Source organism: Streptomyces sp. NPDC047515 (assembly GCF_040643055.1).
Taxonomy (GTDB): Bacteria; Actinomycetota; Actinomycetes; order Streptomycetales; family Streptomycetaceae; genus Streptomyces.
On sequence record NZ_JBEYTM010000019.1, the window covers coordinates 82,130 to 101,001 of the forward strand.

The following is an 18,872-nucleotide window of genomic DNA, read 5'->3' on the forward strand; positions in this document are numbered from 1 at the left end:
CCGCCGTTCCTGAGACGGTCTATCGGGGGGAACGCAGTTCCCGCCTGAGGATCTTCCCACTCACCGTCTTCGGGAGTTCGGCCAGGATCTCGACCTCGCGCGGGTACTTGTACGCGGCGAGCCGTTCCTTGCAGTACGCGGCCAGCTCCTCGGGTCCGGCCGCGGTGCCCGGCCGCAGGCTGACGTAGGCGCGGACGGTCTCGCCGCGGTAGGCGTCGGGGACACCGACGACGGCCGCCTCCCGGACCGCCGGGTGGGTGTAGAGGACGTCCTCCACCTCACGCGGCCAGACCTTGAAGCCGGAGGCGTTGATCATGTCCTTCTTGCGGTCGACGACGTACAGCCAGCCCTCCCGGTCCATGAAGCCGATGTCGCCGGTGCGCAGCTCGCCGTCCGGGAAGGCGGCGGCGGTGGCCCCGGGCAGCCGCCAGTAGCCGGATACGACCTGCGGCCCGCGGACCGCGATCTCGCCCTGCTCGCCGAAGGGCACCTCCTCACCGTTCTCGTCGAGGATCCTGACCACCGTGTCGGGGCCCGGTACGCCGACGGAGAGCGTTCCGGAGACCGGGTCGACGGGGGCCTCCCGCTCCGGCGGTACGGAGGCGCAGGGGGCGGTGCACTCGGTGAGGCCGTAGCCGTTGCGGATGTACGGACCGAAGCCCGCCCGGAACTTCTCGACGAGTGCGGGCGGCAGTGGCGCACCGCCGGAGGAGATCACCCGGAAGGACGAGAAGTGCTCGGGGGTGGCGTCCGGGTCGGCGGCGAGTGCCATGAAGGCGGTCGACGGGCCCACCGTGTAGGCGGGGCGGTGTTCGGCGAAGGCTTCGAGGACGACGCCGGGGTGGAACCGGTACGCGAGGACGAGGGTGCCGGCGTTGGCGAGGCAGGCGGCCAGCTGGCAGACCATGCCGGTGATGTGGAAGAGCGGGGCGAGCGCGAAGTACGAGGAGCCCTCGGCGACGGGGTGCCCGGCCCGCTGGCGCTCGGCGTTGACCATGATGTTGCCGTGGGAGTTCATGGCGCCCTTGGGGGTGCCGCTGGTCCCGGAGGTGTAGCTGATCAGCGCCACGTCGGCGCAGGCGGGTCCGCGTCCCTCGGGCGCTGGGAGGCCCTGCCGCGCGACGGCAACCAGATCGTCGGCGCCCTCGGGGACGGGCAGGCGCTCGAAGCCGAGTACGCGTGCGTCGTTGCGTGTCTGGAGGTCCAGCTCGCTGGTGGTGAGCGCGATCCGCACACTGGGGGCGTCGGCGGCGGTGTCCCGCAGATACGCCTCCCAGGCCCGGTCCGCGCAGATCAGCGCGGTGACCTCGGCGTCCTTCAGTACGTGGCCGACCTCGCCGGACTTGTACATGGGGTTGAGCGGGACGACGGTGGCACCGGCCTTCCAGGCGCCGAGCAGCGCGAGCACGAACTGCGGGGTGTTCTGCAGCATGATCGCGACGCGGTCGCCGCGCTCCAGGCCCTTGGCGGCGAGATGGCCGGCCACGGAGTCGGAGAGCGCGTCGGTCTCGCGGTAGTCGAGGCGTCCGTCGAAGTAGGCGAGCGCGGTGTGCCCGGGGCTGCGGGCGACGGAGGCGCGAAAGGCGTGGACCAAGGTCTCGGCGGGGCTGACGGGGGCCCGCTGGGCCTCGCTGAGCAGGGAGATCCAGGGCTTGGCCGCGTAACGTGACTCGCTCATGCGCCGGTCTCCTCCCACTTCCGCTGGAGGTGGTTCATATTGCCCAGCCAGTGATCGGTGTCCTTGGTGCGGGCCCGGTAGTACCCGGCGACCTCGGGGTGCGGCAGGACGAGGAAGCGGTCCTCGGCCATGGCGTCGAAGAGCGCGTCGGCGACGGCCTCGGGCTCGATGGCGCTGGGGGCGAGGACGAGTTCCCCGGCCGATCCGGCTGCGGTGAGCATGTCCGTGCGCACGCCCTGCGGGCAGATCGCGTGGACCTTGATGCCGCGGTGGCGGTAGGTGAGCGAGAGCCATTCGGCGAAGGCGACGACGCCGTGCTTGGTGACGCTGTACGGCGCGGCGCCGATCATCGTCAGCAGTCCGGCGGCGGAGGCGGTCGAGACGAAGCGGCCGCTGCCGCGCTCCAGCCAGCCGGGCAGCAGCGCCCTGGCCGCACGGACGTGGGCCATCACATTGACGTCCCACGCGGCGGCCCAGACCTCCTCGTCGGCGAAGGCGTCGCCGGGCGAGGCGAGGCCCGCGTTGGCGCAGTAGATGTCGACGGTGCCGTCCAGCGCGTCCCGGGCGGCGTCCATGATCCGCGAGGCGTCGCCGGCGACGGCCGTACCGCCGATCTCCTCGGCCAGCGGCCCGATCCCGGCCTCGTCGAGGTCGTTGACCACGACTCGCGCGCCTTCCGCGGCGAACCGGCGGGCCAGAGCGGCCCCGATGCCGCCTCCGGCCCCTGTGACCACTACGCCCGCGCCCTGCACCGTATTCATCGGGTCCCGCCTCTCTCAGCCGACTGCACCAGCAGACTAACCAGTCGGTATGTTGCGAGGGAAGAGGTTGACGCCGCTCGGGCGACACTCCTGTCACAACCGTCGCGTCCGGCTCATTCCGTATGGCCTGAACGCGCGCTAGCGTGCGTGACCATGACAGAGGTCGCGATCACGGAGGTAGCCGAATGAGCCTGTCCAGACGTGGTTTGCTGGCCGCCGGCGGTGCGGTGGGGGCCCTCGCGGCGACGGCCGCCGGGACCGGGGCCGCGACCGCCGCCCCCGCGTCCGGCAAGGAGCGGGGCAACGGGCACGGCCGGGTCCGTACCGGCTTCGACCGGCTGGCGGCGGACGGTTACGCGCTGCTGAAGGGCCAGAAGGTCGGCGTCGTCACCAACCCCACCGGGATCACCTCCGACGTGCGCCACATCGTCGATGTGATGCACCCGGACGAACGCGTCGACCTGATCGCCGTCTTCGGGCCCGAGCACGGTTTCCGCGGCACCGCGCAGGCGGGCGGTTCGGAGGGACGCTACGACGACCCCGCCACCGGACTCCCGGTGTACGACACGTACTCGAAGAGCCGTCAGCCGCTCGCGGACGTCTTCACCGCGTCCGGCGTGGACACGATCGTCTTCGACATCCAGGACGCCGGAGCCCGCTTCTACACGTACATCTGGACGCTGTACGACTGCATGGAGGCGGCGGCGCTCGCGGGCAAGCGGTTCGTCGTCCTGGACCGGCCGAACCCGGTGACCGGGCGGGCGGCGCTCGGTCCGGTGCTCGACCCGGCCTTCGCCACGTTCGTGGGCCGGCGGGAGATCGCGCAGGCGCACGGCATGACGGTCACCGAACTGGCGCTGCTCTTCAACGCCGAGTTCCTGGCCCGGCGGCCGGTGGACCTGCGCATCGTGAAGATGACGGGGTGGCGGCGCTCGGACTTCTTCGACACGACCGGACTGCCGTGGGTGCCACCGAGCCCCAACATGCCGACGCCGGACACCGCGCTGGTGTACTCGGGGACCTGCCTGTTCGAGGGGACGAACCTCTCCGAGGGGCGCGGCACCACCCGGCCGTTCGAACTGCTCGGCGCGGAGGGCATCGACCACCGGTGGGCGGAGGCCGTGAACGCGCTCGGCCTGCCGGGGGTCGCGTTCCGCGAGGCGTACTTCGCGCCGACGTTCTCCAAGTTCCAGGGGACGACGGTGGGCGGGGTGCAGCTGCACGTCCACGACCGAGAGGCCTTCGACCCGGTACGCACCGGGATCGCGCTGCTGGTGACGGCGAAGCGGACCTGGAGCGGGTTCGCGTGGCGCTCGGACAACTGGATCGACAAGCTCACCGGCAACACCCGGGTCCGCACGATGATCGACGCGGGGGCGGACACGGATGAGGTGGTCGGGGCCTGGGCGAAGGACCTCGCCGCGTTCCGGTCGGTCCGCAGGAGGTATCTCCAGTACCGGTGACACGGTCCGAGCCGGGTGGGCCCGAGGGTTCGGGCCCACCCGGCGAACGGGTTCCGTCCTCGGAAGCCGGACGGTCAGCACATGCCCTACCGATGGGCGGGGAACTCCACCACCTGCTGGTACGTCGGGCGGTTCTGCCAGTGGACGGACTTCTGGGCGATGCCGCCCAGCGGCCGGTGGACGATCGAGTCCGAGCACCACTGGTCGCCGGCCTTGCAGTTGTCGTCGCCCGGGTAGACCTCCGTCGCCGGCTCGGCCACGGCCTGCTTCAGGGAGGACAGCAGCGCGTCACGGCAGCCGGCCGGATCGCCGTTCCCGCAGTACGTCTTGGCCAGTGGTCCCTTGACGGGCTGTCCGAGGACCCGGCGCAGATCCTTGTCCACGAAGCCCCACCAGCCGTACTGGAACGCCGAACCACTGTGCGCCCCGCTCGGTCCATGGCTGGCCGCCGGGGACTCGTCGGTGGCGAGGTTGGCGGTCAGTGCCTCGTACAGCCCGTCGCCGAGGCCCGGCCTGAATTCGGCCTCGACCAGCTTCGGCCACCACGCGTCCATGATCCGTACCGCGTCGGCGTAGGTGTACGCGTGCGATCCGGCACTGCTCTCCCTGCGCTGCGAGCCGGCCGCCCGCCAGGACTCCAACTGCTGGACGGCGGCGTTCAGTTCCGGGTCGGTGACCGGCCGGGAGCGGATCACCTTCAGCAGCTCGGGCAGCAACTGCTCGCCGCGCAGATCGGTGACCGCGGCCTGGGCCATCGCCCGGCTGAGGGAGGCGCGGGTCACGCCGCCCTCCTCGACCAGCTTCGCCACCCGGTCGTCCAGCAGATCGGCCCGGTGCACCGCGCCGAGTCCGAAGCCCGCGGAGGCGTACCCCTTGGCCTGCTTGTTGTTCCAGGAGACGTAGTAGTCCTGGCCGCTGGAGTGCGGGTGCTCGGCGAACGGGGTGTACGCGGCCGTGTTGGCGGCCGGGTCGTACCCCTTCCACTCGTAGGCCCGCTCGGCCTTGACCGGCAGCGCCGGGTCGATGCCCGCCGCGCGCACCGGATTCATGCCGCTGTTGTAGTACGCGGCGGTGCGGGAGTCGGCGTAGAACCAGTTGAACGCGTAGTCGATGTTGCTCGCCGCCTGCTGGAAGGAGGCGGCGTCCTTGACGTACCCGGGGTCGTTGAGCATCTGGAAGCCGATGATCGAGTCGGCCTCGTGGCGGTAGGTGGTGCGCAGCGAGGTGTATGCGACGGGCTTGCCGCCCACAGTGGCACGGTGGGTGACGATGCCGTAGTTCGTGCGCCGGACCTGCATCCGGTAGGAGCCCTTCGCCGTGGAGTCGGCGACGGTCGGCTTCCAGGAGTTGGTGCGCTCCAGGGTCTCCATGGCGGTGCAGGTGCCGCGGTAGAGGTAGTGCGTGGAGTCCTTGGTGGGCGCGGAGCCGTCGGGCTCGCACAGGTCGATGGTGTAGGTGTCGGTGATGTCCTGACCGGCCGAGGTGGCGCTCCAGGCGTAGTCCTGGCCGCGGCCCATCTGGATGTACATGCCGACACCGGCGAAGGAGACACCGCGGGCGCTGATGCCGGGGCCCTGGAGCTCCTGGAGCATCATCAGCTGCGGGGCGAAGTAGCCGGTCTGCGGCCCGAAGACGGCGATCGGGTTGCCGCTCGCGGTGTGCTTGCCGGAGACCAGCAGGGCGTTGGACATGCCGCGCTTCTGGGCACCGGAGCCGGAACCCGGCAGCGAGCCCTCGGGGACGACGCCGTCGTCGTAGATGCCCTGGGCCTTCCTGAGCGTGGCGGGGGCCTTGACGGGGGCCTTCCTGTCGGTGCCCGCGGAGCCGGTGCGGTCGTGGATCAGGGGCTCGGCCGTGACGGACCCGGCGTCGGGCAGCGCGGTGCCGCGCGCCGTGGCGGGCTTGCCCGCGTACGGGAACGACGTGCCGTCGTGGATCGTCAGTACGGCCTCGGGGTCCTCGCGCTGGCGGAACGACTCCCAGACCTTGGTGCCCTCGGCGACGCCGTACTTCTGCTGCGCGGAGAGCAGCGAGAGCGCCGCCTGCACCTCACCACCGCCACCGCCACCGAACTGACCGCCGACCACGGAGGCGATGGAGATCAGGTCGGTCAGCTCGAACGGCTGGATCTCCCCGATGTTGGTGATGGCGTCGATCTTGCCGGTGAGCACGTACTCACCGGGGAAGTAGCGGCCCTTCTTGGACTTCTCGCGGTACGCGTTGATGCCGTCGACATATGCCTGGGCGTCCGCCATGGCCTGTTCGCCGCGGGCGCCCTCGTGGGTCCTGATGTAGTCGACCTGTGCTTCGAGATCCGCCTCGGTGTACGGCGCCTGCGGCCAGAACTGCTGCTCCAGGCCCTGATTGGCCAGCGCGCCGCCGGCGAACGAGGTGAGTTCGCCACGTCCGATGTGCCGGAAGAGGTCCATCAGCCAGAGCCGGTCCTGCCCGGCGGCGAATCCGGCGCCGAACTCCGTGCCGTAGCGGGTGGTGCCCTTGATGTGCGGGACACCGGACGCCTTGTCACGGGTGATGGTGACGTCGGCGCGCGGCGAGGTGACGGACTCGACCTGGTCCTTGGGGACGCCGAACGAGGCGTCGTTGAAGAAGTCGGTGAGCTTCTGGTCGGTGAGACCGGCGTGTCCGGCCACCAGGCCGTTGTAGCGGTCGAGTTGATCGTCGCTGTGGGCGGGGTGCGTACCGAACGCCTTGTTGCCGAGGATGTCGACGAGGGTGGCGTTGCCGTTCTCGCCGGGTGGCAGGATGTCGTCGCACTGCCCCTGGCAGTAGTCGGTGACGGGTGCCGGTTCCGCCGCCGCGGCGCCGGACTGCGGCGAGGCCGCGAGCAGGGTGGCGCCGAGCGCGAGTACCGCCGCGACGGTGGCGGCTCTGAACTTGACGGTGCGTGGGGGCATGCGTGCTCCTCCGAGAGGCCGATGCGCCGGAGGTTACTGGCGGTATGACTCGCCGGTAAGGTGAACAACGGTCACCTTTTCCGAATCGTCACATGCGCTCGCACGGGCCCCATGACGGCCGGCGGTCCCGGATGGTGGACGTCGTCGCACGTCGATGGATCCGGAACGGGCAGTCGTACGTCCATTCCTTGACGCCGAAGTACGAGCGACGGAGGTGACGGCGCGATGGCCGGATTCCGGAGTCTTGCGAGACAGGTCCGCGATCCGAGGGGAGACCTGGCGCTGCGGCGGTATTCGCTGCGCAAGTGCCTGGAGAGGTTCGCCCCTTACGGGCACCGGGCGACCTGGGACCACCTGTGCGCCCGGCACGGGATCGAGCCCGAGGACCGGTCCCCCGATCCCGCGCGACTGGTGCGCGCGCTGGACGAGCTGGAGGCGGCGCGGGCCGTCTGGCTCGGATACGAGGCGAGGTTCGCCGAGCGCCGCAGGCGGGAGAAGCACGACGGACTGCGCAGCCCCGGCGCGTTCGACGACTGGCACCGGCGCACCTGGGGCGGGTACGGGGTCGCGCGCTGCGAGGACCCGGCGGTCCACCCTTCGGCACCGCTCGCCCAGGTTCTCCACCGGCTGATCGCTGCCCTGGAGTCGGAGCCGGGGACGGTCTGCCCGGTGTGCACGGGCGCCGAGATCGCCTGGCGGCCGGATCTGCGGTCCGAACCGTGGTCGGGGCCGGTCTGCGCGGGGTGCGGGATCCTGGTGCCGCAGCCGGTGCTCACGCCGGGGGCGCTGACGAAGGCCCGGAGCGCGCGGCGCCGGAATCTGGCGTCGGCGGCATGACGGGCGGCGGGAGCGGCCGGCGGCGGGAGCTGCGCCCGAACGGGCGGGCCCGCGCTTCTACCGGGAGTCGGCCGACGGGCGCTCCGGCATCAGGCGCGAGCCGCTGATCCGCCGGCCCGTCACGTCGTCCGGGTTGGAGAGCACACAGTTCTCCAGCGACAGGCAGCCGCAGCCGATGCAATCGGTGAGGTGATCCCGGAGCCGGCCCAACTGCTCGATGCGCTCGTCCAGTTCGGAGCGCCACGCAGCCGAGAGCCGCGCCCAGTCCTCGCGGTTCGGGGTGCGCTCCTCCGGGAGTTCGGCGAGGGCGTCCCGGATGGTGGCGAGCGGAATTCCGACCCGCTGTGCCGCACGGACGAACGCGACCCTGCGCAGCGCGTCCCTGGTGTAGCGGCGCTGATTGCCACTGGTGCGGCGACTGCTGATCAGGCCCTTGGCCTCGTAGAAGTGCAGGGCCGAGACGGCGGCCCCGCTGCGCGCGGAGAGCTGGCCGACCGTGAGTTCATGGAGTGTCTGCGGGATCTGGGGCACCCCTCCAACCCTACGTGCCCGCCCCCGGCCGGCCCGTCGTTGACAGGAACGCACCCGGCAACCATGCTGAGCAAGCGCTTAGGCCTCCCCGGCGGTCGGGAGTGGATCGCCGGGAGCCCGCTCCCTACCGCGAGGGAGGCCGTTGGACAGGCGTGCGACGCCGGATGACCGAGAGCGGGAAGGGCAGGGACATGGCAGAGCCGAGGATCTTCACGTCCGCGCAGGAGCTGCGCGACGGAGTGGGCGAGCAACTGGGTCACAGCGAGTGGCTGGAGGTCGAACAGAAGAGGATCGACCTCTTCGCCGAGGCCACGGGCGACCACCAATGGATCCACGTGGACCCGGAGCGGGCCGCGGCCGGGCCGTTCGGCACGACGATCGCGCACGGATACCTCACGCTCTCGCTGCTGCCGGCCCTGGTGCCGCAGATCATGCGGGTCGAGGGCATGAAGATGGGCATCAACTACGGGACGAACAAGGTCCGCTTCCCGTCCACCGTGCCCGTGGGCTCCCGGCTGCGCGCGACGGCCGTCCTGAAGAGCGTCGAAGAAGCCGGGGGCGGTGTGCAGGTCACCGCCGTCGTCACGGTCGAGCGCGAGGGCGGCGACAAGCCGGTGTGCGTGGCCGAGTCGGTGTCGCGCTACTACTTCTGAGCCGCTGCTTCCGAGCCGCACTCCCACTACCGACGACGCGGCCCGTCGGCGTCACCGCCCGGCGGCGACCATGCGCAGCACGAGGTCGGCGTACAGCTCGCCGACCTCGTCCGGCGTCCGGCTGCCCTGCGCGTTGAACCAGCGCGCCACGTCGATGCAGAGCGAGAGCACCGCGAGCGTGGTGCCCGGGATGTCGGGGACATCGAACTCCCCGGCCCGCACGCCCTCGCTGATGATCCGGCGCACCACGGCGTCGCTCCTGCGGCGCAGCTCGACGATCTCGGCGCGGTGCTCCTCGCCGAGGGCGTCGAGCTCGTACTGGACCACGCGGGCCGTGGTGTGCCGCTCGGCGTGCCAGCGGACGAAGGACCGCACGGCCTCGGCCAGCCGCTCGGCGGCCGTGCCCTCGCCGTCGGCGGCGGCCTCCAGCACGAACAGGGCACGGTCGTGACCGATCCTGCTGATCCGGTGGAGCAGCTCTTCCTTCGTCTTGTAGTGGATGTAGAGCGCGGCGGGGCTCATCCCCGCCCGGCCGGCGATGTCACGGGTGGTGGTGGCGTGGTAGCCGCGCTCGGCGAAGGCGTCGACGGCGGCGACGAGGAGCCGCCTGGCCGCCTCGGGTGTCACCTCGGCCCACGGCGCGCTGTCGCCGTCGGTCTCCTCCGCCGTGCTCATCGTCACTCGCCCCTCTCATCAGCAGGACGAACACCATACCCCGAACCTGAGCAAGCGCTTAGCGCCTGTCCGGCGGGATCGTCAGAGCTTCTGGAAAGGATCGTGCTCGGCGAGGATCTTCTCCAGCCGGGCCTGGTCGACCCGGCTGACGATCTGCCCCGCCTCCTGACGGTCACGGACGACCTTGGCCAGGGTGAAGCAGGAGGTGACGAGGTAGAGGACGCCGATCGCGAGGAATCCGCGGACCCAGGCGTCGGCGTCCAGGAAGTAGATACCGAAGGCCACCGCGGCCATCGCCACCCCGAAGGACGCGACGGCCTGGCCGTAGAAGGCCGCGGTGCTCTGCTGCTTGACCGATGTTGTCTCACTCATGGCGCCCAGCATCGGCCGAGGTGGTGTGCGCCACATCCGTCCCCGTACTCAGTCCGGTACTCAGACTCCCGTTCGATGAGGTGGCCGGGAGCCAGGGGGATCAGAAGGCGGAGACTCCCGTGAGCGCGCGGCCGATGATGAGTTTCTGGATCTGGCTGGTGCCCTCGTACAGCGTCATCACCCGGGCATCGCGCAGCAGCTTGCCGACGGGGTACTCGTCGATGTAGCCGTAGCCGCCGAAGACCTGGAGCGCGTTGCTGGCGGCGCGGACGGCGGCCTCGGAGGCGAAGAGCTTCGCCTTGGAGGCGGCGGTGGCGAAGTCCTCGCCGCGGTCGACGAGGTCGGCCACCCGCCAGGTGAGCAGCCGGGCGGCGTCCACGTCCACGGCGATGTCGCTGATGAGTTCCTGGACGAGCTGGTGGCTCGCGATGGACTTGCCGAACTGCTCGCGCTCACCCGCGTAGCCCACGGCGGCGTCGAGGGCGGCCTGCGCGATGCCGACGCAGCCGGCCGCCACCGACATCCGGCCCTTGGCCAGGGCGGACATCGCCATGGAGAAGCCCTTGCCCTCAGGGCCCAGGAGCGTCGAGGCGGGGACGCGAACGTCCTCCAGGACCAGCTCGGCCGTGGCCTGGCCGCGCAGGCCGAGCTTGCCGTGGATGGTGCGCCGGCCGAGGCCCGGGGTGTCGGTGGGAACCAGGAAGGCGGATATGCCCCGGTGCCCGGGGGTGTCGCCGGTGCGGGCGAAGAGGAGCACCACATCGGCCCAGGTGCCGTTGGTGATGAACATCTTGCTGCCGTTGATGACGTACGAGTCGCCGTCCCGGACGGCCTTCGTCGTCAGATTCCCGGCGTCCGATCCGGTGCCGGGCTCGGTGAGGCCGAAGCAGCCGAGCGCCTCGCCGGCGGTGAGCCTCGGCAGCCAGTACCGCTTCTGCTCCTCGTCGCCCCAGGCCGCGATGGTCTTGGTGACCAGGCCGAGGGAGACGGAGACGATGCCGCGGACCGAGGAGTCACCGCGGCCGAGCTCCTCGGTGACCAGGCAGTAGGCGAGGTGGTCGCCGCCCGAGCCGCCGTACTCCTCGGGCACGGTCAGCCCGAGGAACCCGACCGAGCCCAGCTTCGTCACGATCGACTTGTCGACGTTCTCGGCCCGGTCCCACTCCACGACGTGAGGGGCGATCTCGCGGGCGACGAAGTCCTTGGCGAGCAGCCGGACGGCTTCCTGCTCCTCGTCGAGTTCCAGGTTCATCCTTCGACTCCCCACTTTAATTAGCACTGCTAGTTTTTCATGCGCAGGCCCTACTATGAGCCGCATGGCCCGACCGCGCAAGCCCCTCCTCAGCAGAGACCGGATCATCGAGACGGCGAGCGCGCTCGTGGACTCCGAGGGGCTCGACGCCGTCTCCACCCGTCGGCTCGCCGCCGAACTCGGGGTCAGCGGACCCTCGCTCTACAACCACTTCCGCAACAAGGACGAGATCCTGGACGCGGTCGCGGACGCCGTATCGGCCCAGGTCGATCTGTCGATGTTCGACGCGTCGGACACCCGCGACTGGCGCGCCGCCCTGCACGACTGGGCCGTCTCCTATCGTGCGGCGCTCACCGAGCACCCGCACATCGTCCCGGTGCTCGCCCAGGGGCCCGGCCGCCGCCCGGCCGGTCTGCGGGTCGCCGACGCGGTCTTCGGCGCGATGACGAGGGCGGGCTGGCCGCCCGCCCAGGCGACGTACATCGGGGCCCTCATGCGTTACTTCATCACCGGCTCGGCCCTCGGTTCGTTCGCCCGCGGCTTCGTCGACGACGAGACGGCGTACGACCCCGCCGACTATCCGCACCTCGGCCAGGCGCACCTGCTGGCCGAACGCCGCCAGAAGGTCGACGAGGGGGCGTTCGAGACCGGGCTGCGGGCCCTGGTCGACGGACTCTCCCTCCAGCACGAGCAGCTCACATCCGCCGGGACCGTTCGGCCGGCGCCGAAGCGTTCCTGACGCATCCTGGAACACATGGCACGCATGGCACATCCCGACCCGGCCGCGCCCCGGCTCGCCGCCCTGGCCGCGCTTCTCGCCGACGAGACCCGCGCCACCTTCTGCCTGGCCCTGCTCGACGGCCGCGCCTGGACCGCGGGCGAGCTGGCCAGGCACGCCTCGGTGGCACCGTCCACCGCCAGTGAACATCTCGGCAAGCTCGTCGCGGGCGGTCTGCTGGCCGAGGAGCGCCAGGGCCGCCACCGCTATCTGCGACTCACCGACGAGCGGACCGCGCACCTCGTCGAGGATCTGGCGGCCCAGGTGGTCCCCGGCTCCACGACCGGGCGGCCGCGCACCCTGAGCGCGACCGGCGCGGGCAGCGCGCTGGCCCGCGGACGCACCTGCTACGACCATCTCGCGGGCCGCATCGGCATCGCGATCGCCGATGCCATGACCGAACGGGGACTGCTGGAGCAGGACACCGGCTTCGCGCTCACCGACGACGGCCTCGACTGGTTCGACGCACGGGGCATCGCACTGGAGCCGAGATCGCGACGTCCGCTCGTACGCAGCTGCCTGGACTGGACGGAGCGCAGGCCGCACCTGGCGGGGGTCGCGGGCGCCGCGCTGTGCCGGCACGTGCTGGACTCCGGCTGGTGCGTCCGGATCGGGTCCGGACGTGCGGTGATGGCGACATCGGCCGGGGAACGGGCGCTGCACGAACACCTGGGCATCGAGGCGACAACGATTCGATAGGTGCCGAACGGTCACGGCCCTACGGTCGGTCCCATGACGACGACACCCGACCCGACAGCGACACCCTCGGCACACCGCGACTGGCGCGCCTCCGCCGCGGCCTGCACCACCGTGCTGCTCTGGGCCTCCGCCTTTGTCTCCATCCGCAGCGCCGGCGAGGCGTACTCGCCCGGCGCGCTCGCACTCGGCCGGCTGCTCACCGGCGCCCTGGCGCTCGGCACGCTCCTGCTGCTGCGCCGCGAGGGGATACCGCCACGGGCCGCCTGGCCCGGAATTCTGAAGTCCGGACTGCTCTGGTTCGGCCTCTACATGGTGCTCCTCAACTGGGGTGAACAGCAGGTCGACGCGGGCACGGCCGCGATGGTGGTGAACATCGGTCCGCTCCTGATCGCGCTGCTCGGTGCCCGGATGCTCGGGGAGACGCTGCCCGGCAGGCTGCTGACGGGCATGGCCGTGTCGTTCGCGGGCGCCGCGGTGGTCGGACTCTCGATGTCGGGGCACGGGAGGGCGTCGGTGCTCGGCGTGGTGCTCTGCCTGCTGGCCGCGGTGGCGTGCGCCCTGGGGGTGGTCGGCCAGAAGCCCGCGCTGCAGCACGGCTCCGCGCTGCAGATCACCACATTCGGCTGCCTGGTCGGCGCCGTCGGCTGTCTGCCGTTCTCCGGCGCGCTGATCTCCGACGTGGCCGAGGCGCCCCTGTCCGCCACCCTGAACATGGTCTACCTGGGTCTCTTCCCGACCGCGCTGGCGTTCACCACCTGGGCCTACGCACTCGCCAGGACGACAGCGGGGCAGATGGGCGCCACCACCTACGCGGTGCCCGCCCTGGTGGCGCTGATGTCCTGGCTGCTGCTGGACGAGGTGCCGGCGCCGCTGACCGTCGGCGGAGGTCTGCTCTGTCTGGCCGGGGTGGCGGTCTCCCGACTGCGTACGCAGCCTGGCCCGACGCAGAGGATTCCGGCACAGCCGGTGGAGGGACGCCGACATGACCCGGAGCCCCAGGGAACCGGCCGGCCGTAGGAGGACGAAGAACCGGGCGGCCGACGGCCGGGAAGCCGAGCGGGACGCCCTCGCCGAGGAGATCGTCGGCCCGGCCTCCCAGCTCTTCGAGCGCGGCGAGATGGATGCCCGGCTGCTCACCACGAGCCGGGCGGCGGACGGACCGAAGGGGTAGCGGGCTCCTGGAACGCGGCCGGTGCTGTGGCCGGAAAGGTTTGCCGTGAGGCTCGCGGCGTCCGATGCGGTGCATCGCAAGGCGGAGGATCGCCCTCGTGCCGGACACACTCGGGCGATGCGACATCGCGGCGAGGTCCCGTACCGCACGCCTCTCGGCAGCCCGCCGGTGACCTCAACAACCCGCGATACACCGTTCGTTCGGCAGACCCCGGGTCAGCCGGCCGGATTCCGGAGAGGGGTCGGTTTGGTGGTGAGCAGTGCGGTGATCTCCTGGGCGAGCTCCGGGCCGAGTTCGCCCCAGCCGTCCTTGTAGCCGTAGACGCTCGCCAGGGTGCGGGCGTCGTAGTCGCCGTTCATGATCTCGATGTCGTTGGTGGTGATGAGTCCCGGGTGGGCGACGCCGACAGCTCCCGAGATCTTCAGCAGCTCCTTACGCAGGGTGCGCAGGTAGACAGCGGCCCGGGTGGCCTTCGAGGGCGCGTCGACGCCGCGCACCAGCCACGGGTCCTGGGTGGCGATGCCGGTGGGGCACTTGTCGGTGTGGCATTTCTGCGCCTGGATGCAACCGATGGACAGCATTGCCTCGCGGGCGACGTTGATCATGTCGACACCCAGGGCGAAGGCGACGGCGGCGTTCTCGGGCAGGCCGAGCTTGCCGGAGCCGATGAAGGTGAGGTCGTCGGTCAGACCCCGCTCGGCGAACGTGCTGTAGACGCGGGAGAAGCCCATCCGGAACGGCAGCGACACCGAGTCGGTGAAGATCAGGGGAGCCGCCCCGGTGCCGCCCTCGCCTCCGTCGATGGTCACGAAGTCGACCCCGCGATCACCACGCGCCATCAGCGTGGCCAGCTCCCGCCAGAAGCTCATCTCCCCCACAGCGCTCTTGATCCCGACCGGCAGACCGGTCTCGGTAGCGAGCAGCTCCACGAAGTCGAGCATCGAGTCGACGTCGTGGAACGCGGTGTGCCGCGAGGGGGAGGCGCAGTCCTTGCCGGCCGGGATGCCGCGGATCTTGGCGATCTCGGGGGTCACCTTCGCGCCCGGCAGCATCCCACCGAGCCCCGGCTTGGCGCCCTGGGAGAGCTTGATCTCTATCGCCCTGACCGGGGCGCCGGCGACCACGTCCTTGAGCTTGTCGAGGTTGAAGGTGCCGTCCTCGTTGCGGCAACCGAAGTACGACGTCCCGATCTGGAGGACGAGATCGCCGCCGTTGCGGTGGTACTGCGAGAGGCCGCCCTCGCCCGTGTTCTGCATCGTGCCGGCCAGCGCCGCGCCCTTGTTGAGCGCCGTGATGGCCGCGCCGGACAGCGATCCGAAGCTCATCGCCGATATGTTCACGACGCTCGCCGGCCGGAACGCCTTGGCGCGCCCGCGCGGGCCGCCCAGCACCTTGGCCGAGGGCAGCGGGGCCTGCGGGTCGTGCAGGTCGGGCAGCGTGCCGGCGAACGTGCGCTGCTTCACGTACGCGTGCCCTTGCACGTGCTCGACGTCTACGTCGGTTCCGAACCCGAAGTAGTTGTTCTCTTCCTTCGCCGACGCATAGATCCAGGTGCGCTGGTCACGGCTGAACGGGCGCTCTTCCTCGTTGGACGTCACGACGTACTGCCGCAGCTCCGGCCCGATCGTCTCCAACAGGTACCGGGCGTGCCCGATCACGGGGAAGTTTCTGAGCAGTGCGTGCTTCTTCTGGACGAGGTCGCGGGCAGCCACCAGCGCCAATGCTGTTGCGGCGGCCGCGCCGATGCTCCGAGCACGCATGAACGTTCCTCTCCTCGACTGCTCGATACCCGACTCCATCGCTGTGCGGCGGACGTCGTGGGCGTTGGGCGGCGGACACGGCCAGGCAGGCATCGGCGTCCGACGACGAAACGCCACATGATATTAAAGGTCGCGCGGACGGGCGGGCGGGTCAGGGTGCGTGAGTCCGGACACGCCGTCGGCGTTCTTCAGAGACCATGGCTGACATCTTCGGCGATCCAAACGAAACGGCCTGGCAGTGCCTGGTCAGGTCGGTTGTGGCCGGCCCACTTCGAGGGCCGCACCTGGGACGGCCGGCACCACCACGTCGCCCTCGTCTCCGTCGCCCGCGCCTTCCGCACCCTGCAACGACTGGCCAGAGCCGCAAAAGACGCGGCGCCGGCCTGAGCCTCTACCAAGCCGTCCGTGAACTGCAGACCCTGCTCGCGGTCAGGACCGGCGCCTGCCCCACCTGCCACCGCGACACACCCACCCCGATACCGACCTGGCCAAGCACTACTGGAAGACGATCAGGGCCCGGCCACCCCTGCCCGCGATCATGTGGTCGAAGGCCGTGGGGATGCCGTCCAGCGCGATCCGTTCGGTGACCATCATGGACAGGTCGAACCTGCCCGCCCGGATGTGTTCGGCCAGGACCGGCAGGTCGCGGGCCGGATCGCTGTTCCCGTACACGCAGCCCGTCAGCGAGCGGCCCCAGTGGAAGATCTCCAGGGCGTTGAAGGACACCAGCTGGTCCTTGCCGCCGATGCCGACGACCGTGGTGCGGCCGCCGCGGCGGGTGGAGTCCCAGGCGCTGCGGATGGTGACGGGCCGCCCGACGCACTCGACCGCCACGTCCGCGCCCTGGCCGTCGGTGAGCTTGCGGATCGCGCGCGGGGTGGTGTCGGAGGCGATCACGTAGTCGGTGGCGCCCGCCCGCCGGGCCAGTTCCTCCTTCCCGGGAGACACATCGACCGCGATGATCTTCGAGGCGCCCGCGATCCGGGCGGACTGGAGCACGGCGAGGCCGACCCCGCCGATGCCGAAGACGACGACGGACTCACCGGGGCGGACCCGGGCGCTGTGGTGGACCGCGCCGTATCCGGTGAGGACCGCGCAGCCGAGCAGCGCGGCGTCGGTGAGCGCGACGCCGTCCGGAGCGGTCAGCACGCACTTCGCGGCGACGACGGTCTCCTCGGCGAACGCGGCCACGTTCAGGCCGGGATGCAGTGCGGTGCCGTCGGCGGTACGGGCATGGACGCCGGCCGCACCGGACAGGGCGTCGGCGCAGAGCCAGACCTCACCGATCCCGCAATGGTGACAACTTCCGCAGGAAGGCGCCCAGTTGAGCACGACCCCGTCGCCGGGTGCGACATGGCTGACGCCCTCGCCGACCGAGACGACGGTGCCCGCGCCCTCATGTCCGAGGACGGCGGGTACCGGCACCCGCATGGTGCCGTCGGACAGCGAGAGGTCGGAGTGGCAGACCCCCGCGGCAGCGAGACGGACCCGCACCCTGCCGGGGCCGGGCTCCGGGAGTTCGATGTCGGTGATCTCCAGCGGGGCTCCGACGGCGGGCAGTACGGCGGCGCGGACCACGAGCAGGCTCCTTGACGGTCGGCAGCGGGATCGGGGCAGGGGCGCAAAGATCAGAACTGCAACGACTTGGTCTGGAGATACTCGGCGAGTCCGTGCGAACCGAGCTCGCGGCCGACGCCGGACTGCTTGTATCCGCCGAACGGGGCGAGCGGGTTGAACCGGCCGCCGTTGATGTCGACCTGCCCGGTGTCCATCCGGCGGGCGAAGGCCACCGCCTCGGTGTCGTCGCCCGCCCAGACCGCTCCCGCGAGCCCGTACACGGTGCCGTTGGCGATGCGCAGGGCGTCGTCCTCGTCCCGGTAGCGGATGATCGAGACGACGGGGCCGAAGATCTCCTCCTGGGCGATGGTCATCTCCGGGGTGACGTCGGCGAACACGGTGGGGCTGACGAAGTAGCCCCGCTCGCGTGGGGCATCGGGGCCACCCGCGACGAGGCGCGCACCCTCGGCCACACCCTTCTCGATGTATCCGCGCACCCTCGCGTGCTGCTTGGCGTTGACGAGGGGCCCGATGCGGTCGCCGTGCTTGGCGGCGGCCTCCGCGGCGAGCGCGACCGCCTCGTCGTACCGGGAGGTGTGCACGAGCATCCGGGTCCAGGCGCTGCACGTCTGACCGGAGTTGCCCATGACGTTCGCGATGCCGACGCCGACGGCCTTGGCGAGGTCCGCGCTCGGCAGAATGACATTGGCGGACTTGCCGCCCAGTTCGAGGGCGACGCGCTTGACGGCCGCGCCCGCCGTGGCACCGATCTGCTTGCCGACTGCGGTGGAGCCGGTGAAGGAGACCAGGTCGACGCCCTCGTGCTCGACCAGCGCCTGTCCCGCGACCGCGCCGAGGCCGGTGACCAGGTTGAACACGCCTGCGGGGATGCCCGCTTCATGGACGGCTTCCGCGAAGAGCTGGGCGGTCAGCGGGGTGTCCTCGGCGGGCTTGAGGACGACCGTGCAGCCCGCCGCGAGGGCGGGGGCGACCTTGGCGACGATCTGGTGCAGCGGGTAGTTCCACGGCGTTATCGCGCCGACGACGCCGACCGGTTCAAAGTAGACGGTGGAGTTGCCGACCTTCTCCTCGAAGGCGTACGACGCGGCGAGTTCGGCGTACGAGCCGGCCACCAGGATCGGCACGCCCGCGTGCACCGCCTGCGAGAACGGCAGCGGCGCGCCGAGTTCGGCGGTGACCGTCCCGGCGATCTCGTCCTTGCGGGCGACGAGCACGTCGCGCAGGGCGGCGAGCTTCGCTGCGCGCTCGGTGGGCGAGGTCGCGGCCCAGGCGGGAAAAGCGGCGCGGGCGGCCCGTACCGCGGTGTCGACGTCCTCGGCCGTTCCCGCCGGGACATGGGCGATGACCTGCTCGTCCGCCGGATCGACCACCGCGATCGTGTCCGTGCCCGCGGCGGCCCGCCACTCGCCGCCGATGTACATCCCGTCGTGGGCCTTCATCGCGTTCCTCCCGGGGGCCGTGGTCACGGCGTACTCGTCCGCGCCCCAAACTAGCGCTGTTAGTTTTCGGGCGCCAGGGTTCATTCCGCCAGAGGGCTCTCCATGGCTCCCTTCACCGTGTCACGCCGTGCGCCGGATGTCCGTCCGGCCGGGCCAGTAGTGCGCCAGTAACGCCCTCCTCCTAGCGTCCGGGGCCAGCCCGCCCCACCCCCGTGACTTCCCCCGCAGTTCCGGGACTACCGGGACGGGCTCCCCGGTACCCATCCAGGAGGAGCATTCCCATGCACCTGCCCCGATCCCCCCGGCACAG

The 18,872-nt window shown here is 71.0% G+C and carries 17 protein-coding genes; 7 read left to right on the plus strand and 10 right to left on the minus strand.

Annotation, left to right across the window (positions count from 1 at the left end):
• Nucleotides 1–19 precede the first annotated feature (19 nt).
• On the minus strand, nucleotides 20–1,678 hold the full coding sequence (locus ABZ826_RS18110) for an AMP-binding protein (RefSeq protein WP_361448595.1): 1,659 nt from the start codon (nucleotides 1,676–1,678) through the stop codon (nucleotides 20–22).
• Entirely contained in the window at nucleotides 1,675–2,439 is a 765-nt protein-coding gene (locus tag ABZ826_RS18115) for an SDR family oxidoreductase (RefSeq protein WP_361448598.1), read from the minus strand. The genes ABZ826_RS18110 and ABZ826_RS18115 overlap by 4 nt, the downstream gene beginning before the upstream one ends.
• Before the next feature lie 185 nt (nucleotides 2,440–2,624).
• Here ABZ826_RS18115 and ABZ826_RS18120 point away from each other — a divergent pair, with 185 nt between their 5' ends.
• Nucleotides 2,625–3,902 carry a DUF1343 domain-containing protein gene (locus ABZ826_RS18120; RefSeq protein WP_361448601.1) on the plus strand — a complete coding sequence of 426 codons (1,278 nt, stop codon included), beginning with the start codon at nucleotides 2,625–2,627 and terminating at the stop codon, nucleotides 3,900–3,902.
• A gap of 86 nt (nucleotides 3,903–3,988) precedes the next feature.
• On the opposite strand, the gene ABZ826_RS18125 is transcribed toward ABZ826_RS18120, so the two are convergent.
• Complete coding sequence (locus tag ABZ826_RS18125; RefSeq protein ID WP_361448604.1) at nucleotides 3,989–6,817, minus strand: penicillin acylase family protein; 2,829 nt, start codon at nucleotides 6,815–6,817, stop codon at nucleotides 3,989–3,991.
• A gap of 225 nt (nucleotides 6,818–7,042) precedes the next feature.
• Here ABZ826_RS18125 and ABZ826_RS18130 point away from each other — a divergent pair, with 225 nt between their 5' ends.
• Nucleotides 7,043–7,654, plus strand: a complete 612-nt coding sequence (locus tag ABZ826_RS18130; protein WP_361448607.1) for a hypothetical protein — start codon at nucleotides 7,043–7,045, stop codon at nucleotides 7,652–7,654.
• A 57-nt stretch (nucleotides 7,655–7,711) separates the two neighbouring features.
• Here the strand turns inward: ABZ826_RS18130 and soxR are convergent, their stop codons facing one another.
• Nucleotides 7,712–8,185: a redox-sensitive transcriptional activator SoxR gene (gene soxR, locus ABZ826_RS18135; RefSeq protein ID WP_361448610.1), complete on the minus strand. Its 474-nt coding sequence runs from the start codon at nucleotides 8,183–8,185 to the stop codon at nucleotides 7,712–7,714.
• A 191-nt stretch (nucleotides 8,186–8,376) separates the two neighbouring features.
• Here soxR and ABZ826_RS18140 point away from each other — a divergent pair, with 191 nt between their 5' ends.
• Complete coding sequence (locus ABZ826_RS18140; protein ID WP_361448613.1) at nucleotides 8,377–8,838, plus strand: MaoC family dehydratase; 462 nt, start codon at nucleotides 8,377–8,379, stop codon at nucleotides 8,836–8,838.
• 51 nt (nucleotides 8,839–8,889) lie between these two features.
• On the opposite strand, the gene ABZ826_RS18145 is transcribed toward ABZ826_RS18140, so the two are convergent.
• The 3 genes from ABZ826_RS18145 to ABZ826_RS18155 form a co-directional block, all read right to left on the minus strand.
• A complete protein-coding gene (locus ABZ826_RS18145) occupies nucleotides 8,890–9,513 on the minus strand; it encodes a TetR/AcrR family transcriptional regulator (RefSeq protein ID WP_361448616.1) in 624 nt (207 codons plus the stop codon).
• An 81-nt stretch (nucleotides 9,514–9,594) separates the two neighbouring features.
• Nucleotides 9,595–9,885, minus strand: coding sequence for a YiaA/YiaB family inner membrane protein (locus tag ABZ826_RS18150; protein WP_361448619.1), 291 nt, complete (start codon nucleotides 9,883–9,885; stop codon nucleotides 9,595–9,597).
• Nucleotides 9,886–9,985: 100 nt separating this feature from the next.
• Nucleotides 9,986–11,137 carry an acyl-CoA dehydrogenase family protein gene (locus tag ABZ826_RS18155; RefSeq protein ID WP_361448622.1) on the minus strand — a complete coding sequence of 384 codons (1,152 nt, stop codon included), beginning with the start codon at nucleotides 11,135–11,137 and terminating at the stop codon, nucleotides 9,986–9,988.
• 64 nt (nucleotides 11,138–11,201) lie between these two features.
• Here ABZ826_RS18155 and ABZ826_RS18160 point away from each other — a divergent pair, with 64 nt between their 5' ends.
• Genes ABZ826_RS18160 through ABZ826_RS18175 form a run of 4 tightly spaced genes read left to right on the plus strand, consistent with a single transcriptional unit; the run spans nucleotide 11,202 to nucleotide 13,785 of the window.
• A complete protein-coding gene (locus tag ABZ826_RS18160; protein ID WP_361448626.1) occupies nucleotides 11,202–11,876 on the plus strand; it encodes a TetR/AcrR family transcriptional regulator C-terminal domain-containing protein in 675 nt (224 codons plus the stop codon).
• A 24-nt stretch (nucleotides 11,877–11,900) separates the two neighbouring features.
• The gene (locus ABZ826_RS18165) at nucleotides 11,901–12,614 is read left to right on the plus strand and encodes a winged helix-turn-helix domain-containing protein (protein ID WP_361448722.1); all 714 of its coding nucleotides are present in this window, start codon (nucleotides 11,901–11,903) and stop codon (nucleotides 12,612–12,614) included.
• Between the two features lie 33 nt (nucleotides 12,615–12,647).
• A complete protein-coding gene (locus ABZ826_RS18170; RefSeq protein WP_361448629.1) occupies nucleotides 12,648–13,631 on the plus strand; it encodes a DMT family transporter in 984 nt (327 codons plus the stop codon).
• The gene (locus ABZ826_RS18175; protein WP_361448632.1) at nucleotides 13,597–13,785 is read left to right on the plus strand and encodes a hypothetical protein; all 189 of its coding nucleotides are present in this window, start codon (nucleotides 13,597–13,599) and stop codon (nucleotides 13,783–13,785) included. The genes ABZ826_RS18170 and ABZ826_RS18175 overlap by 35 nt, the downstream gene beginning before the upstream one ends.
• A 215-nt stretch (nucleotides 13,786–14,000) precedes the next feature.
• On the opposite strand, the gene ABZ826_RS18180 is transcribed toward ABZ826_RS18175, so the two are convergent.
• The 3 genes from ABZ826_RS18180 to ABZ826_RS18190 form a co-directional block, all read right to left on the minus strand.
• Nucleotides 14,001–15,545 carry an FMN-binding glutamate synthase family protein gene (locus ABZ826_RS18180; protein WP_361448635.1) on the minus strand — a complete coding sequence of 515 codons (1,545 nt, stop codon included), beginning with the start codon at nucleotides 15,543–15,545 and terminating at the stop codon, nucleotides 14,001–14,003.
• 495 nt (nucleotides 15,546–16,040) lie between these two features.
• Nucleotides 16,041–17,123 carry a Zn-dependent alcohol dehydrogenase gene (locus tag ABZ826_RS18185; protein ID WP_361448638.1) on the minus strand — a complete coding sequence of 361 codons (1,083 nt, stop codon included), beginning with the start codon at nucleotides 17,121–17,123 and terminating at the stop codon, nucleotides 16,041–16,043.
• Nucleotides 17,124–17,173: 50 nt separating this feature from the next.
• Nucleotides 17,174–18,562 carry an aldehyde dehydrogenase family protein gene (locus ABZ826_RS18190; protein ID WP_361448725.1) on the minus strand — a complete coding sequence of 463 codons (1,389 nt, stop codon included), beginning with the start codon at nucleotides 18,560–18,562 and terminating at the stop codon, nucleotides 17,174–17,176.
• Nucleotides 18,563–18,872: the final 310 nt, after the last annotated feature.

Bases quoted from the DNA above. Each gene is read 5' to 3' on its own strand.
- ABZ826_RS18180 (WP_361448635.1), bottom strand. From the start codon at position 15,545: ATGCGTGCTCGGAGCATCGGCGCGGCCGCCGCAACAGCATTGGCGCTG.
- ABZ826_RS18120 (WP_361448601.1), top strand. From the start codon at position 2,625: ATGAGCCTGTCCAGACGTGGTTTGCTGGCCGCCGGCGGTGCGGTGGGG.
- ABZ826_RS18110 (WP_361448595.1), bottom strand. From the start codon at position 1,678: ATGAGCGAGTCACGTTACGCGGCCAAGCCCTGGATCTCCCTGCTCAGC.
- ABZ826_RS18170 (WP_361448629.1), top strand. From the start codon at position 12,648: ATGACGACGACACCCGACCCGACAGCGACACCCTCGGCACACCGCGAC.
- ABZ826_RS18150 (WP_361448619.1), bottom strand. From the start codon at position 9,885: ATGAGTGAGACAACATCGGTCAAGCAGCAGAGCACCGCGGCCTTCTAC.
- ABZ826_RS18160 (WP_361448626.1), top strand. From the start codon at position 11,202: ATGGCCCGACCGCGCAAGCCCCTCCTCAGCAGAGACCGGATCATCGAG.
- ABZ826_RS18115 (WP_361448598.1), bottom strand. From the start codon at position 2,439: ATGAATACGGTGCAGGGCGCGGGCGTAGTGGTCACAGGGGCCGGAGGC.
- ABZ826_RS18125 (WP_361448604.1), bottom strand. From the start codon at position 6,817: ATGCCCCCACGCACCGTCAAGTTCAGAGCCGCCACCGTCGCGGCGGTA.
- ABZ826_RS18145 (WP_361448616.1), bottom strand. From the start codon at position 9,513: ATGAGCACGGCGGAGGAGACCGACGGCGACAGCGCGCCGTGGGCCGAG.
- ABZ826_RS18175 (WP_361448632.1), top strand. From the start codon at position 13,597: ATGACCCGGAGCCCCAGGGAACCGGCCGGCCGTAGGAGGACGAAGAAC.
- ABZ826_RS18190 (WP_361448725.1), bottom strand. From the start codon at position 18,562: ATGAAGGCCCACGACGGGATGTACATCGGCGGCGAGTGGCGGGCCGCC.
- ABZ826_RS18165 (WP_361448722.1), top strand. From the start codon at position 11,901: ATGGCACATCCCGACCCGGCCGCGCCCCGGCTCGCCGCCCTGGCCGCG.
- ABZ826_RS18140 (WP_361448613.1), top strand. From the start codon at position 8,377: ATGGCAGAGCCGAGGATCTTCACGTCCGCGCAGGAGCTGCGCGACGGA.
- ABZ826_RS18130 (WP_361448607.1), top strand. From the start codon at position 7,043: ATGGCCGGATTCCGGAGTCTTGCGAGACAGGTCCGCGATCCGAGGGGA.
- ABZ826_RS18155 (WP_361448622.1), bottom strand. From the start codon at position 11,137: ATGAACCTGGAACTCGACGAGGAGCAGGAAGCCGTCCGGCTGCTCGCC.